Raw genomic sequence first — 17,053 nt, 5'->3', positions numbered from 1 at the left:
GGCGCGAACCTGCTGTCGGGTGGCGATGCCATGCCCCGGACGACCCTTTCGTCCAGGTGACCATCATCGACATCGTGCCGCGCTGGCTGCCTGCGCGGATCTGCATCAACTCCAGGCGTGCCTGTTGCGTTTATCCCGGGCAGCACTGACAAATCTCTGAGAAGGAACGTATGGAATTTATCTTTGCGCGTGCTGTGGGTGGCGTTGTTGCAACAGGCCTGGCGGCTGACCGGGGTCACGAAAAACGACGGGGCCGCTGGGCGCCGGACGGTGCGTTGTGGGTGCGCGTGTCGGAGGGGCAGGTATGAATCAGTTTCTCCAGCGCTCGACACATTACCCCCTGACGACAGCACAGCGGGACATCTGGCTGGACCAGATGACTAAGGGCGATTCCCCCCTGTACAACATTGGTGGCTATCTCCATATCCAGGGCGCCATCGATCCTGAGCGTTTTCAGCAGGCGGTCGACCTGCTGATTGAAAAATATGATGCCCTGCGTACGGTGTTGCACTACGGCGCCGACGGCGTGCCCATGCAGACCATGGCAGAGACGTTGGAGGCGCGGGTTCCCGTGCTGGATTTTTCGGATCGGCCTGATCCGGAGGCAGCGGTCCATGCCTGGATGCAACAAAGGATGGCGGTCGCCATCAGGTTGGATGAAAGCCCTTTATTCCGTTTCTATCTGGCTAAACTCGGTGACTCGTCGTTTTATTTTGTGATGCACCTTCACCACATCATCCTGGACGGGTGGGGCGTCGGCTTGGTGCTCACTTCGCTGGGTGAGCTTTATGACGCCCTGGAAAACCAGCAGCCGCCTGACGTGTCGGCACCGTCCTATGTCGGCTTCATCGACGAAGATGCCCGCTATCGTGATTCCCCTCGTTTCAAGCTCGATGAGGCGTACTGGCTGGACAAATACCAGGACGTTCCGGATCCACTGTTCGTCGCGCGTCACCATGATAAGCAGCCCGGGGGCTTGGCGCCCAGTGCTCAAGCCTTGTATCGCTTCGCCCACAGCTTGAGCGACCGAATCGAGGTCTTGGCGCAAGCGCACCAGGCGTCACGTTTTTCGGTGCTGCTGGCTGCACTGTATGTCTTTTTCATACGGAGCACCCAGCGCGATGAGTTGGTGATCGGCCTGCCGATCCTGAACCGACCCAATGCAACCTTCAAGAAAACGGCGGGGTTGTTCACGCAGGTCAGTGCCGTGCGGTTCAAGTTCGCCAGCGACTTGTCATTTAGTGAGTTGATACGTGGCGTGACCCGCACACTCAAACAGGATTATCGCAACCAGCGGTTCCCCCTGAGCGAGATGAACCGTTCGCTGGAGCTGCGGCGCGACAACCGCGCGCAACTGTTCGACGTTTCATTTTCCTATGAGCAGGAAGATCGTCGGTTCATGTTCGGACAGGCGCCGGCTCATTTTGTGATGGGTTCGAACGGCCAGGAGCAGATGCCGCTGTCCATCCATATCCGCAGCAATCCGCACGACGATAATGCCTGGCTGCACTGGATCTACAACGAAAGCTACTTCCAGGCCGATGAAATCGAGTCGATGGCCGACCGATTCATGCATGTGCTGGAACAAGGCTTGCGCGACGATACGTTGCCAATCGAGGGCTTTGTTCTGCCGACCGCGACCGAAGCGGACATGCTTCTGGCCTGGAACGCGAGCGATGCGCGCACGTATGAGCATGACCACACGATCCATGGCCTGTTCGAAGCGCAGGCGCGGGCGCAAGCCGACGCGGTAGCGGTGGTGCACGAAGACCACTGCTTGACTTATGGCGAACTCAACGCCCGGGCGAACCAGGTGGCGCACCATTTGTTGGTCCTCGGCGTCCGCCCGGACGACCGGGTGGCGATCTGTGTTGAGCGCGGCCTGGACATGATCGTCGGCCTGCTGGGCATCCTGAAGTCCGGTGCTGGCTACGTGCCGCTGGATCCGGCCTATCCTCGGGAGCGCCTGGCCTTCATGCTCGACGACAGTGCGCCGGTTGCTTTGCTCACTCAATCGACGCTGCAGGTTCAGCTGCCCGCCTTGCAAGTCCCGGTGTTGTTGCTCGACCAGGCCGAGGCGGCGGGTATCAGCGCACAGCCACGGTTCAACCCTGATGTGCGCGCCCTGGCTTCTCACCACTTGGCCTATGTGATCTATACCTCGGGATCGACCGGCCTGCCCAAGGGCGTGATGGTCGAGCACCGTAACGTTGCACGGCTGTTTTCGGCGACCCAGCCCTGGTTCGATTTTGGTCCGCAGGACGTGTGGGCGCTGTTTCATTCCTTCGCCTTCGATTTCTCGGTCTGGGAAATCTGGGGCGCGTTGACCCACGGTGGCCGCTTGCTGGTGGTGCCGCAACTGGTCAGTCGTTCCCCGCAAGACTGCTATGCGCTGCTATGCGAGACCGGTGTGACCGTGCTGAACCAGACGCCAAGCGCTTTCCGGCAACTGATCGCGGCCCAGGGTGACAGCGATCTACGCCACAGCCTGCGCCAGGTGATCTTTGGCGGCGAAGCGCTGGAAACCGGGATGCTCAAGCCGTGGTATGCCCGTGGGAGCAATGCCGGGACACAACTGGTCAACATGTACGGCATCACCGAAACGACGGTGCACGTGACGTACCGTCCGCTTGAAGCCGCCGACGCACAGTCGACCGGCGTGAGTCCCATCGGCAAGCGCATTCCCGATCTGCGCCTGTACCTGCTCGACCAGTACGGCCAACCGGTGCCGGTAGGCGTGGAGGGCGAGTTGTATGTGGGAGGCGCGGGCGTGGCGCGGGGTTACCTCAACCGGCCCGAGCTTAACGAAACGCGATTCCTCGCCGACCCGTTCGACGGCGCGGCTCATGCGCGAATGTACCGTACCGGGGACCTTGGCCGCTGGTTGAAAAACGGCGAACTGGAATACTTGGGGCGTAACGATGAACAGGTAAAGATCCGTGGTTTCCGCATTGAACTGGGTGAGATCGAGGCGAAGCTGACGGAATGCGCGCAGGTGCGCGACGCGGTGGTGATCGCCCGGGAAGACAGTCCGGGGGACAGGCGCCTGGTCGCTTATGTCGTGGCCGACGCCGGCGCGCAACTCTCGGCGGCTGACCTGCGAGACCAATTGCTGGGTCTGTTGGCGGACTACATGGTGCCGAGTGCATTCGTGTTGCTGGATGCGCTCCCACTGACGACCAACGGCAAGCTGGACCGCAAGGCGCTGCCGGCGCCTGACTCACAGGCTTATGCCCGTCGCAACTACGAAGCCCCTGAAGGCGAAGTGGAAACTGTGCTGGCCAGGCTTTGGGCCGAGCTGCTCGGTGTGGAACAGGTGGGTCGACACGATCGGTTCTTCGAACTGGGCGGCCACTCCTTGCTGGCGGTCAAGCTGATCGAACGCATGCGCCAGGTCAAGCTGCACGCCGATGTGGGGGTTCTCTTCGGCCAGCCGACGTTGGCTTCGCTGGCCGCCGCCACAGGTGCCAGCAATGGCATCGCCGTACCGGGCAACAGGATTGCCCATGGGGTCGAACGCATCACACCGGACATGCTGCCACTGGCAACACTGACCCAGGACGAGATCGATCGGGTGGTCGCGGCAATACCGGGCGGCGTAGCCAACGTCCAGGATATCTACGGGCTCGTGCCGTTGCAGGAAGGCATCCTGTATCACCACCTGGCGACCGAGGAAGGCGATCCGTACCTGTTGCAGATTCTGTTGCGCATCGACAGTCGCGAACAGCTCGATGCGATTGTGCAGGCCCTGCAAGTGGCGATCGAACGCCATGACATTCTGCGCATCTCGGTGGCGTGGGAAGGCTTGGACGAGCCGGTCCAAGTGGTCTGGCGCCAGGCACGGCTGATGGTCGAAGAACTCGGGCTGGACGCGGCTGAAGGCGATATCGCCGGCCAGATGCAGCGCCGTTTCGATCCGCGTCACACCCGCTTCGACCTGCGCCAGGCGCCGATGATGCGCCTCCATTTCACCGAAGATATGACCCACGGCAACTGGGTCGCGGTGTTGTTGTTCCATCACCTGATTGACGACGCCACCTCCCTGGGGATGTTGGGCAAGGAGATCGAGGCGCATCTGGCGGGCCGGTCGGCTGAACTGCCGGTGTCGGTGCCTTACCGCAACTATGTGGCGCAGGTGCGGTTGGCGGGCAATCAAGAACACCATGAGGCGTTCTTCAGCGAGATGCTGGGGGACATAGACGAACCGACGTTGCCGTTCGGTCTGCGGGATGTGCAGGGCGACGGTGTCGGTGTCGAAGAAATCGTGTTGCCGCTGGCCGCCGACCTGGCCCAGCGGCTACGTACCCAGGCACGGCGCCTGGGCGTGAGTACGGCCAGTCTGCACCACTTGGCCTGGGGTCAGGTGGTAGGGCGTTTGTCCGGTCGCCAGGAGGTGGTGTTCGGCACGGTACTGATGGGCCGCCTGCACAGTGGGCAGGAAGCCGGCCATGCCCTGGGCATGTTCGTCAACACGCTGCCCTTGCGCGTCGAGGCGGGGGGGCAGGGGGTATTGGCCGCGCTGAAAGCGACCCACGCACGGTTGGCGACCCTGCTCAGGCATGAGCACGCGCCGTTGTCCCTGGCGCAGCGTTGCAGCGGCGTCGCCGCGCCGACCCCCTTGTTCAGCGCGCTGATGAACTACCGGCAGACTGCCGTGGCGGCGCAGGCACCCAAGGAGGTCGGTGAAGGGCGTCGCTGGGCCGGGGCGCAGATTCTGAGCGGCGAAGAACGCACCAACTACCCGCTGACCTTGTCCGTGGACGATCTCGGCGAAGGCTTCAGCCTGACCGTTCAAGCGGTGGTCGAAATCGGCGCGCGGCGAGTCGGCGCCTATATGGAAGCGGCATTGACGAGCCTGGCGGCGGCGTTGGAGCGTGCGGTTGAATCGTCACTGGCGGATTTGACGATTTTGCCGGCATTGGAGCGCGAGCAACTGCTGGTGACGTTCAACGCCACCGAGGCCGACTACCCGCGGCAGCAGACGATTCATGGGTTGTTCGAGGAACAGGTCCAGCGTACGCCGGATGCCGTGGCGGTGATTCGTGGCGAGCAGCGTCTGACTTATCGTGCGTTGAACGAGCGGGCCAACCGTCTGGCCCATTACCTGCGCAAGCAGGGCGTGGAGCCCGATTCCCGAGTGGCGATCTGCGTCGAGCGCGGTATCGACATGGTTGTCGGGTTGCTGGCGATTCTCAAGGCCGGCGGCGGATATGTGCCGCTGGATCCGGCGTATCCACTGGACCGCATTGCCTACATGCTCGAAGACAGTGCGCCGACGGCGGTGTTGGCGCAGACGGCGACCCTTGAGTTGCTGGCAGCAGCATCGATGCCAGTGATCAATCTCGACAGCGGTTTGTGGCAGGACGAATCCGTCCTGAATCCCGAGGTGGCAGAGTTGACCTCCTCGCACCTGGCCTATGTCATCTACACCTCCGGTTCGACCGGTCTGCCTAAAGGCGTGATGATCGAACACCGCAATACGGTGAATTTCCTGACCTGGGCGCATCGTTCGTTTGACGCTAAAACCCTGTCGAAAACCTTGTTCTCGACCTCGCTGAACTTCGACCTGGCGGTCTACGAATGCTTCGCGCCGCTGACCTCGGGCGGCAGCATCGACGTGGTCACTAATGTGCTGGAACTGCAACAGGGCGAGCACGACATCACGCTGATCAACACCGTGCCCTCGGCGCTCAAGGCGTTGCTGGAGTCCGGTGGGCTGGGCGAGGGCGTCGACACGGTCAATGTCGCCGGTGAAGCGCTCAAGCGCAGCCTGGTGGAAGCGTTGTTCGAACAGACGCAGGTCAAGCGCCTGTGCAACCTCTATGGCCCGTCGGAAACCACGACCTACTCAAGTTGGGTATCGATGGCCCGCGAAGACGGGTTTGCCGCGCACATCGGTAAACCGGTGGCCAACACCCAGTTCTACTTGCTGGATGAGCACAAACAACCGGTGCCGCTGGGCGTACCGGGCGAAATTTACATCGGTGGTGCTGGGGTGGCGCGGGGTTATTTGAACCGCGACGACCTGACCGCCGAGCGTTTCTTGAAAGACCCATTCAGCAATGTTCCCAATGCCCGCATGTACAAAACGGGAGACCTGGGCCGCTACCTGGCGGACGGCAACATCGAATATCTGGGCCGCAATGACGATCAGGTCAAGATCCGTGGTTTCCGCATCGAGCTGGGCGAGATCGAAGCCAAGCTCGCCCAGGCTCCAAATATCAACGAAACCGCAGTCCTGGCCCGTGAAGACAGGCCGGGTGACAAGCGCCTGGTGGCCTATTTCACCCAGCACTCGCTGGATGAAACAGTAGACATCGAAACCCTGCGCGCCCACCTGCAGGCATTGTTGCCGGCCTACATGGTGCCGGTGGCCTACGTGCGCCTGGATGCATTGCCCCTGACCCCCAACGGCAAACTCGACCGCAAGGCCCTGCCAGCGCCAGACCTCGATGCGCTGGTGACGCGTGGCTACGAAGCCCCGCTAGGCGACACCGAAATCGCCCTGGCGCAGCTCTGGCAAGACCTGCTCAAGGTCGAGCGAGTCGGTCGTTACGACCATTTCTTCGAGCTGGGCGGCCATTCCCTGTTGGCGGTCACGTTGATCGAACGGATGCGCCAGGCCGGGTTGAGCGCCGATGTGCGCATATTATTCAATCAACCGACCTTGGCCGCGCTGGCCGCCGCAGTGGGCACTGGCAACGAGGTGACTGTCCCGGCAAACCTGATTCCTTTGGGTTGCGAACACATCACCCCAGCCATGCTGCCGCTGGCGACGTTGAGTCAGGAGGCCATCGACCGCATCGTATCGACGGTGCCGGGCGGTGTGCGCAACGTGCAGGACATCTATCCGCTGGCTCCCTTGCAGGAAGGCATCCTTTACCATCACCTCGCCGCTGAACATGGCGATCCCTACGTGCTGCAGGCGCAATTCGCCTTCGCCAACCGCGAGCGTCTCGACGCGTTCACCCAAGCCTTGCAGGGGGTGATCGATCGCCACGACATCTTGAGGACATCCATGGCCTGGGAAGGGCTGGACGAACCGGTGCAAGTGGTCTGGCGCAAGGCGGTACTGGGTGCTGAACACGTGGCCCTGGGCCCTGAGGCGGGCGACATCCTCAGTCAGTTGAAAGCGAGCTTCGACGTCAGTCACCACCGCCTGGATATCCGCCAGGCGCCGTTGATGTGGGTTCGGTTCGCAGAGGACGCCGTCAACCAGCGTTGGCTGGCGACCCTACTGGTCCATCACATGGCGCTGGACCACACGGCGTTGGAAGTGATGCGCCACGAGATCCAGGTGCACTTGCTGGGTCAGGCCGGCCAATTGGGCGAGGCGGTGCCTTACCGCAACTATGTGGCCCAGGTGTGCCTGGGTGTGAGCCGTGCAGAACACGAAACATTTTTCCGCGCGATGCTCGGCGACATCGACGAACCGACGCTGCCGTTCGGCTTGCAGGACGTCCGTGGCGATGGCAGCGGTATCGAGGAGGCGCAGCAGGCTATCTCGACGGAACTGAGCCGCCGTCTGCGCCTGCAGGCGCGCCAATTGGGCGTGAGCGCCGCGAGCCTGTATCACTTGGCCTGGGCCCAGGTGCTGGGTCGGGTTTCGGGGCGCGAAGACGTGGTGTTCGGCACGGTGTTGATGGGGCGGATGCAGGGCGGCGAGGGCGCTGATCGGGCATTGGGCATGTTCATCAACACCTTGCCGATCAGTGTGCGCGTCGGTGCGCAAAACGTGCGGGCCGGTGTGCTGGCGACCCATGCGCGGCTGAGCGGGCTGTTGGGCCATGAGCATGCTTCCCTGGCGTTGGCCCAGCGTTGCAGCGGCGTGGTTGCACCGACGCCATTGTTCAGTGCGTTGCTCAACTACCGTCATTCGCTCGCCGAGCCTGACGCGCTGCAAACGTCGTCGAGCTGGGAAGGGATTGAGGAACTGAGTGGCGAAGAACGCACCAACTATCCACTGGTGCTGTCGGTGGACGATCTCGGCCAAGGCTTCAGCCTGACCGTTCAGGCGGTGGCCGAAATCGGCGCACGACGGATCGGCGCTTATATGGAAGCGGCATTGACGAGCCTGGTCGTGGCGTTGGAGGGTGCGGCTGGGGCGTCATTGGCTGATTTGACGATCTTGCCGGCGGCGGAACGTGAGCAACTGCTGGTGACATTCAACGCCACCGAGGCCGACTATTCGCGGCAGCAGACGATTCATGGGCTGTACGAGGAACAGGTGCAGCGTACGCCGGATGCCGTCGCGGTGATTCACGGCGAGCAACGCCTGACTTATCGCGCGTTGAACGAGCGGGCCAACCGCTTGGCCCATTACCTGCGCAAGCAGGGCGTGGAGCCGGATTCGCGGGTGGCGATCTGTGTCGAGCGTGGCATCGACATGGTCGTGGGGCTGCTGGCTATCCTCAAGGCCGGTGGCGGTTATGTGCCGCTGGATCCGGCGTATCCGTTGGATCGGATTGTCTACATGCTGGAAGACAGTGCGCCAGCGGCGGTGTTGGCGCAGACGGCGACCCTTGAGTTGCTGGCAGCAGCATCGATGCCGGTGATCGATCTCGACAGTGGTTTGTGGCAGGACGAATCCATCCAGAATCCCGAGGTGGATGAGCTGACGTCCTCGCACCTGGCTTACGTCATCTACACCTCGGGTTCGACCGGTCTGCCCAAGGGCGTGATGATCGAACACCGCAACACGGTGAACTTCCTCACTTGGGCGCATCGCTCATTTGACGCTCAAACCCTGTCGAAAACCTTGTTCTCGACCTCGCTGAACTTCGACTTGGCGGTCTATGAGTGCTTCGCCCCGTTGACCTCGGGTGGCAGCATCGACGTGGTCACTAATGTGCTGGAACTGCAACAGGGCGAGCACGACATCACCTTGATCAATACGGTGCCGTCGGCGCTCAAGGCGTTGCTGGAGTCTGGCGGTGTAGGCGAGGGCGTCGACACCGTCAACGTGGCCGGTGAAGCCTTGAAGCGCAGCCTGGTGGAAGCGTTGTTCGAGCAGACCCAGGTCAAACGGCTATGCAACCTCTACGGTCCTTCGGAAACCACTACTTATTCAAGCTGGGTGTCGATGGCCCGTGAAGACGGGTTTGTCGCCCATATCGGCAAACCGGTGGCCAACACCCAGTTCTACCTGCTGGACGAGCACAAACAACCGGTGCCGCTGGGCGTGCCAGGTGAAATCTACATCGGTGGCGCCGGGGTGGCGCGGGGTTATTTGAACCGCGATGACCTGACCGCCGAGCGTTTCCTGAAAGACCCATTCAGCAATGTTCCCAATGCCCGCATGTACAAAACCGGCGACCTGGGCCGCTACCTGCCGGACGGCAACATCGAATACCTGGGTCGCAACGACGATCAGGTCAAGATCCGCGGTTTCCGCATCGAGCTGGGCGAGATCGAAGCCAAGCTCTCTCAACACGAGGCCTTGAACGAAACCGTGGTGCTGGCCCGTGAAGACGTGCCGGGCGACAAGCGCCTGGTGGCCTATTTCACCCAGCATTCGTCGGGTGAAGTGCTGGACATCGAAGCCCTGCGCGCGCACCTGCAAGCGCAGTTGCCGGCCTATATGGTGCCGGTGGCCTACGTGCGCCTGGATGCATTGCCACTGACCCCCAACGGCAAGCTCGACCGCAAGGCCCTGCCGGCGCCAGACCTCGATGCGCTGGTGACGCGTGGCTACGAAGCCCCGCACGGCGAGGTTGAAACCACCCTGGCGCGGATCTGGCAAGACCTGCTGGGCCTGCAACAGGTCGGTCGCCACGATCACTTCTTCGAACTGGGCGGGCATTCGCTGTTGGCCGTCAGCCTGATCGAGCGGATGCGCCAGGCTGGCTTGAGCGCCGACGTGCGCATCTTGTTCGGGCAACCAACCCTCGGGGCGTTGGCGGCGGCAGTGGGCGGCAGCAACGAAATCGTGGTGCCAGTCAATCGGATTACGCCCGACTGCGAGCGGATCACGCCCGACATGCTGACGCTGACAAGCCTCGACCAGGATGCCATCGACCGCATCGTGTCGACCGTGCCGGGCGGTGCGCGCAACGTGCAGGACATCTATCCGTTGGCGCCGCTGCAGGAAGGCATTCTTTATCATCACCTGGCCGCCGAACAAGGTGACCCCTACGTGCTACAGGCGCAGTTTGCCTTTGACAGCCGCGAACGCCTCGACGCGTTCACCCAGGCCCTGCAAAGCGTCATTGACCGCCACGACATCTTGAGGACATCCATGGCCTGGGAAGGGCTGGACGAACCGGTGCAAGTGGTCTGGCGCAAGGCGGTATTGGGTATTGAGCACGTCGTCCCGCAGCATGAGGACGGTGACATTCTCAGCCAGTTGAAGGCGAGCTTCGACGTCAGTCACCAGCGCCTGGATATCCGCCAGGCGCCGTTGATGGGCGTCCGGTTCGCAGAGGACACCGTCAACCAGCGTTGGGTGGCGACGTTGCTGTTCCATCACATGGCGCTCGACCACACGGCGCTGGAAGTGGTGCGGCACGAGATGCAGGCGTACCTGCTGGGCCAGGCCGGCCAGTTGGGCGAGGCGGTGCCTTACCGCAACTATGTGGCCCAGGTATGCCTGGGTGTGAGTCGTGAAGAACACGAAGGGTTTTTCCGTGCGATGCTCGGCGACGTCGACGAGCCGACGCTGCCGTTCGGTCTGCAGGATGTCCTTGGCGATGGCAGCGGTATCGAGGAAGCCCGACAGGCTATCGCGTCCGACTTGAGTCGACGCCTGCGTACCCAGGCCCGCCGCTTGGGGGTGAGTGCGGCAGCCTTGCATCACCTGGCCTGGGCCCAGGTACTGGGCCGGGTCTCGGGTCGCGAAGACGTGGTGTTCGGCACGGTGCTGATGGGCCGGATGCAGGGCGGCGAGGGCGCTGACCGTGCACTGGGAATGTTCATCAACACCTTGCCGATTGGCGTGCAGGTCGGTGCGCAAAGTGTGCGGGCCGGCGTGCTGGCGACCCATGCGCGCCTGAGTGGGCTGCTGGGGCATGAGCATGCTTCCCTGGCGTTGGCCCAACGTTGCAGCGGCGTCATGGCGCCGACGCCGTTGTTCAGCGCGTTGCTCAATTACCGACATTCGGTCGCCGAGCCCATCGCGCTGCAAACCTCGTCAGCCTGGCAAGGCATCGAAGCACTGGGTAGCGAAGAACGCACCAATTATCCGCTGACGATGAGCGTCGATGACCTGGGTGAAGACTTCAGCCTGACGGTGCTGGTCGAGTCCCGGATCGGTGCCCAACGCATCTGTGGCTATATGCAAGTGGCGTTGGAAAGCCTGGTCGACGCGCTGGAACATGCACCACAGACGCCGCTGCACAGCCTGGCAATCTTGCCGCCGGCCGAACGCAAGCAATTACTCGAGACCTGGAATGCGACAGGGGCGACCTATACCCATGACCTGCTGATCCATCGGCAGTTCGAAGCCCAGGCCGCGGCCAACCCGCAAGCGGTGGCGGTGGTGTATGCAGACCAGGCGCTGACCTACGGCGAACTCGACGCCCGGGCGAACCAGCTCGCGCATCACCTCTTGGCTTTGGGCGTCCGGCCGGACGACCGGGTGGCGATCTGTGTCGAGCGGAGCCTGGAAATGGTCGTCGGCCTGTTGGGCGTGCTGAAGGCCGGGGCCGGCTATGTCCCCGTGGACCCGGCGTATCCGGCGGAACGTATTGCCTACCTGTTGCAGGACAGCGCACCGGTTGCGGTGTTGGCGCAGACCGCCACCCAGGGTTTGCTGGCCGCTGGCTCGGTGCCGGTCATCAATCTCGATAGCGGCGATTGGCAGGACGAATCCGTCTCCAGCCCCGAGGTGCCGGGGCTCGAAGCCCATCACCTGGCGTATGTCATCTACACGTCCGGTTCGACCGGCCTGCCCAAGGGCGTGATGGTCGAGCATCGCAACCTCAGCAACCTGGTGGGCTGGCATTGCCAGGCCTTCGATGTGAAACGCGGCAGCCGCACCTCCAGTGTCGCCGGTTTCGGTTTCGATGCGGCGGCCTGGGAGATCTGGCCTTCGTTGTGCGCGGGGGCGACGTTGCTGTTGCCGCCGGCCCAGGCGGGCAGCGAGGACGTCGGCGCGCTGCTCGACTGGTGGCAGGCCCAGGCGCTGGACGTGTGCTTCCTGCCCACGCCCATTGCCGAATACGCGTTTGGCCGCAACCTGGGACACGATCAATTGCGCACCTTGCTGATTGGCGGTGACCGCCTGCGCAAACTTCCGGCCGATCTGCCTTTCGAACTGATCAACAACTACGGCCCCACGGAAACCACAGTGGTGGCCACCTCGGGGCGGATCGATGCCTCGCAAGCGGTGCTGCATATCGGCAGGCCGGTGGCCAACACTCAGGTCTACCTGCTCGATGCCCACCTGCAACCGGTTCCGGTCGGCGTCGCGGGTGAGCTGTACATCGGTGGCGCCGGGGTTGCACGGGGTTATTTGAACCGTGCGCAATTGACCGCCGAGCGTTTTGTGAAGGACCCGTTCAGCACCGTGCAGGAGGCGCGGATGTACCGCACCGGTGACCTGGGGCGCTACTTGCCGGACGGCAACATCGACTACCTGGGGCGCAACGACAGCCAACTGAAGATTCGTGGCCTGCGTATCGAACTGGGTGAAATCGAGGCCAGGCTTGGCGCTTGCGCCGGTGTGCGGGAGGCGGTTGTCGTCGCGGTGGGAGAGGCCCCGGATGACCAGCGGCTGGTGGCGTACTACACGGCGCACGACAGCCTGGACCAAGGGCTGACAGCCGACAACCTGCGCGAACAACTGCAGGTGCACTTGCCCGGCCACATGGTGCCGGCGGCCTACATGCGCCTGGACGCCTTGCCCCTGACGCCGAACGGTAAACTCGACCGTCGGGCCTTGCCGGTCCCTGACAGTGATGCCTATTCAGGCCGTGGTTATGAAGCCCCGCAAGACGAGGTCGAAACGGCGCTGGCGCGGATCTGGTCCGAGCTGCTCAAGGTCGAGCAGGTGGGTCGTTACGATAATTTCTTTGAGCTGGGCGGGCATTCGCTCATGGCGGTCAGCCTGATCGAGCGGATGCGCCAGGTCGGCTTGAGTGCCGACGTGCGCGTGCTGTTCAGCCAACCGACCCTGGCCGCGCTGGCCGCCGCCGTCGGCAGTGGCAGCGAGGTCAGCGTCCCGGCGAACTTGATTCCCTTGGACTGTGAGCACATCACCCCGGCAATGCTGCCGCTGGTCGCTCTGGACCCGCACGCTATCGAGCGCATCGTATCGACCGTACCGGGCGGTGCGCGCAATGTGCAGGACATCTACCCGCTGGCTCCCTTGCAGGAAGGCATTCTTTACCATCACCTCTCGGCCGAGCAGGGCGATCCCTATCTGCTCCAGACGCTGTTCGCTTTCGAGACCCACGGGCGTCTGGAGGACTTCTCGCGCGCGTTGCAACAGGTGATCGATCGTCACGACATTCTCAGGACATCGATACGTTGGGAAGGGTTCGAGCAACCCTTGCAGATCGTCTGGCGCAAAGCCCAGTTGAGACGGCAAGAGGTCGCGCTGGACCCGGTCGACGGCGATGCCGCGACGCAACTGCATGAGCGTTTCGATTCCCGGCATCACCGTCTGGATATTACCCAGGCACCGATGCTGCGTCTTGTGCATGCCTACGACACGGATAATGACCGCTGGCTGGCGATGTTGCTGTTCCACCACATGACGCTGGACCACACCGCACTGGAAGTGCTGCAACACGAAATACAGGCCTGTTTCTCGGGAGAGGTCGAACAGTTGGGCGCCGCGGTGCCTTACCGCAACTATGTGGCTCAGGCCCGCCTGGGGGTGAGCCGCGACGCCCACGAACGTTTTTTCCGCGACATGCTCAGCGACGTCGACGAACCGACGCTGCCGTTCGAGTTGCAGGATGTGCAAGGCGATGGCAGCGGCATCGAGGAGGTCCGCCAGGACGTCGAGCCTGGCCTCAGTCGCCGGTTGCGGGCCCAGGCGCGTCAGCTCGGGGTGAGCGCGGCGAGCTTGTATCACTTGGTTTGGGCGCAAGTCCTGGGCAAGGTGTCGGGCAAGGACGATGTGGTGTTTGGCACGGTGCTGATGGGGCGGATGCAGGGTGGCGAGGGCGCCGATCGGGCGCTGGGCATGTTCATCAATACACTGCCCTTGCGGGTGAGTGTGGCGCAAGCCAGCATCCGTGCCGGCGTCAAGGCCACCCATGTGCAATTGACTGCGTTACTGGGGCACGAGCACGCCTCATTGGCGCTGGCGCAACGTTGCAGTGGCGTGCAAGCACCAACTCCATTGTTCAGTGCCTTGCTCAACTATCGCCATACCGGGGCGACCACCGCGATCGAGCTATTGCCGGCCTGGAACGGTATCCAGGTACTCAGTAGCGAGGAGCGGACCAACTACCCGTTGACGTTGTCGGTGGACGACCAGGGCGAAGCGTTCAGCTTTACCGTCATGACCCCAGCCCGCATTGGTGCGCAGCGGCTCTGCGGCTATGTGCGGCACACCCTGGAAAACCTGGTCCATATGCTCGAGCAGCAGCCGGACATGCCCTTGCAGCAATTGTCGATCCTGCCGGCCTTGGAACGCGAGCAACTGCTGGTGGCGTTCAACGCCACCGAGGCCAATTATCCGCAGCAGCAGACGATTCATGGGCTGTTTGAAGAGCAAGTGCAGCGTACGTCGGAGGCCGTGGCGGTGATCTGTGGCGAGCAGAGCCTGAGCTATGGGGACCTGAACGAACGGGCCAACCGTCTGGCCCATTACCTGCGCAAGCAGGGTGTACAGCCGGATTCGCGAGTGGCGATCTGCGTCGAGCGTGGCATCGACATGGTCGTGGGGCTGCTGGCTATCCTCAAGGCCGGTGGCGGTTATGTGCCGCTGGATCCGGCGTATCCGTTGGATCGGATTGCCTACATGCTGGAAGACAGTGCGCCAGCGGCGGTGTTGGCGCAGACGGCGACCCTTGAGTTGCTGGCAGCAGCATCGATGCCGGTGATCAATCTCGACAGCGGTTTGTGGCAGGACGAGTCCGTCCTGAATCCCGAGATTGCCGCGCTGACGTCCTCGCACCTGGCCTATGTCATCTACACCTCCGGTTCGACCGGTCTGCCTAAAGGCGTGATGATTGAACACCGCAACACGGTGAACTTCCTGACCTGGGCCCATCGCTCGTTCGATGACGCCACGTTGTCGAAAACCCTGTTCTCGACGTCGCTGAACTTCGACCTGGCGGTCTACGAATGCTTCGCGCCGCTGACCTCGGGCGGCAGCATCGAAGTGGTCACTAATGTGCTGGAACTGCAACAGGGCGAGCACGACATCACCTTGATCAATACGGTGCCGTCGGCGCTCAAGGCGTTGCTAGAGTCCGGCGGGTTGGGCGAAGGCGTCGATACGGTCAATGTCGCCGGTGAAGCTTTAAAGCGCAGCTTGGTGGAAGCGTTGTTCGAGCAGACCCAGGTCAAACGGCTATGCAACCTCTACGGTCCTTCGGAAACCACTACTTATTCAAGCTGGGTGTCGATGGCCCGTGAAGACGGGTTTGTCGCCCATATCGGCAAACCGGTGGCGAATACCCAGTTCTATTTGCTTGATGAGCACAAACAACCCGTGCCGCTGGGCGTGCCGGGTGAAATCTATATCGGTGGCGCCGGGGTCGCTCGCGGTTATCTCAATCGTGATGACCTGACGGCTGAGCGCTTTCTGAAAGATCCATTCAGCAAGGTTCCCAATGCCCGCATGTACAAAACCGGCGACTTGGGTCGCTACCTGCCGGACGGCAACATCGAGTACCTGGGCCGCAATGACGACCAGGTGAAGATTCGCGGTTTCCGCATTGAACTGGGCGAGATCGAAGCCAAGCTCGCCCAGGCTCCAAACATCAAGGAAACCGTGGTCCTGGCCCGTGAAGACGTGCCGGGCGACAAGCGCCTGGTGGCCTATTTCACCCAGCATTCGCCAGGCGAAGCGCTGGACATTCAAATCCTGCGCACGTATCTGCAAGCGCAACTGCCGGAATACATGGTGCCGGCCGCCTACGTGCGCCTCGACGCATTGCCATTGACACCGAACGGCAAACTCGACCGCAAGGCGCTTCCGGCGCCGGATCTCGACGCGGTGATCACCCGTGGCTACGAAGCCCCGCAAGGCGAGGTCGAGATCACCCTGTCGCACATCTGGTCCGAGTTGCTCAAGGTCGAGCGCGTCGGTCGCCACGACCATTTCTTCGAACTCGGCGGGCATTCCCTGCTGGCGGTCACGCTGATCGAGCGGATGCGCCAGGCCGGCTTGAGCGCCGACGTGCGTATCCTGTTCGGCCAGCCCACCCTCGCCGCGTTGGCGGCGGCCGTGGGTGGCGGCAGTGAAATCGACGTGCCGGCCAACGGCATCCCGTTCGGCTGCGAGCGGATCACCCCTGACATGCTGACGCTGACCAGCCTCGACCAGGACACCATCGATCTCATCGTGTCGACCGTGCCGGGTGGGGCGCGCAACGTGCAAGAGATTTACCCGGTGGCACCGCTGCAGGAAGGCATCCTTTACCATCACCTGTCGGCCGAGCAGGGCGACCCCTATGTCTTGCAGGCGCAGTTTGCCTTTGACAGCCACGAGCGCCTCGATGCTTTCACCCAGGCCCTGCAAAGCGTCATCGACCGTCATGACATCTTGCGCACCGCCATCCTCTGGGAAGGTCTCGACGAGCCTCGACAAGTGGTCTGGCGCGAAGCGCGGCTGGGGCTTGAAGAACTGGCGCTGGACCCACAGGCCGGAGCGATCACCCAACAGCTGCTACACCGTTTCGATCCCCGGCACTACGCCTTGGACATGACCCAGGCACCGCTGATGCGCCTGGCCTTTGCACAAGACACGCCCAACCAGCGCTGGCTGGCGATGCTGTTGTTCCATCACATCGCGGTTGATCATGCGGCGCTGAAAGTCGTACAGGCCGAGATGCAGGCGTACCTGTTGGGGCAAACCGGTCAATTGGACGTCCCGGTGCCGTATCGCAACTACGTGGCCCAGGCTTGCCTGGGGGTGGATCGTGAGGCGCAG

At 62.6% G+C, this 17,053-nt stretch carries 1 protein-coding gene (cut by a window edge); it reads left to right on the top strand.

The annotated features are described in order from the left end of the window. Positions 1-304: 304 nt before the first annotated feature. A protein-coding gene (locus tag ACLH0I_RS16885) for a non-ribosomal peptide synthase/polyketide synthase (RefSeq protein WP_411384837.1) crosses the window boundary here: on the top strand, positions 305-17,053 show its 5' portion. The gene runs 12,282 nt beyond the window's last position; the window shows 16,749 of its 29,031 coding nt (coding positions 1-16,749); its start codon is at positions 305-307; its stop codon lies beyond the right edge, outside the window.

The organism is Pseudomonas sp. MPB03 (assembly GCF_046605385.1).
GTDB classification, from domain to species: Bacteria; Pseudomonadota; Gammaproteobacteria; order Pseudomonadales; family Pseudomonadaceae; genus Aquipseudomonas; species Aquipseudomonas zanjanensis.
This window is presented reverse-complemented; position numbering and strand designations above follow the sequence as displayed.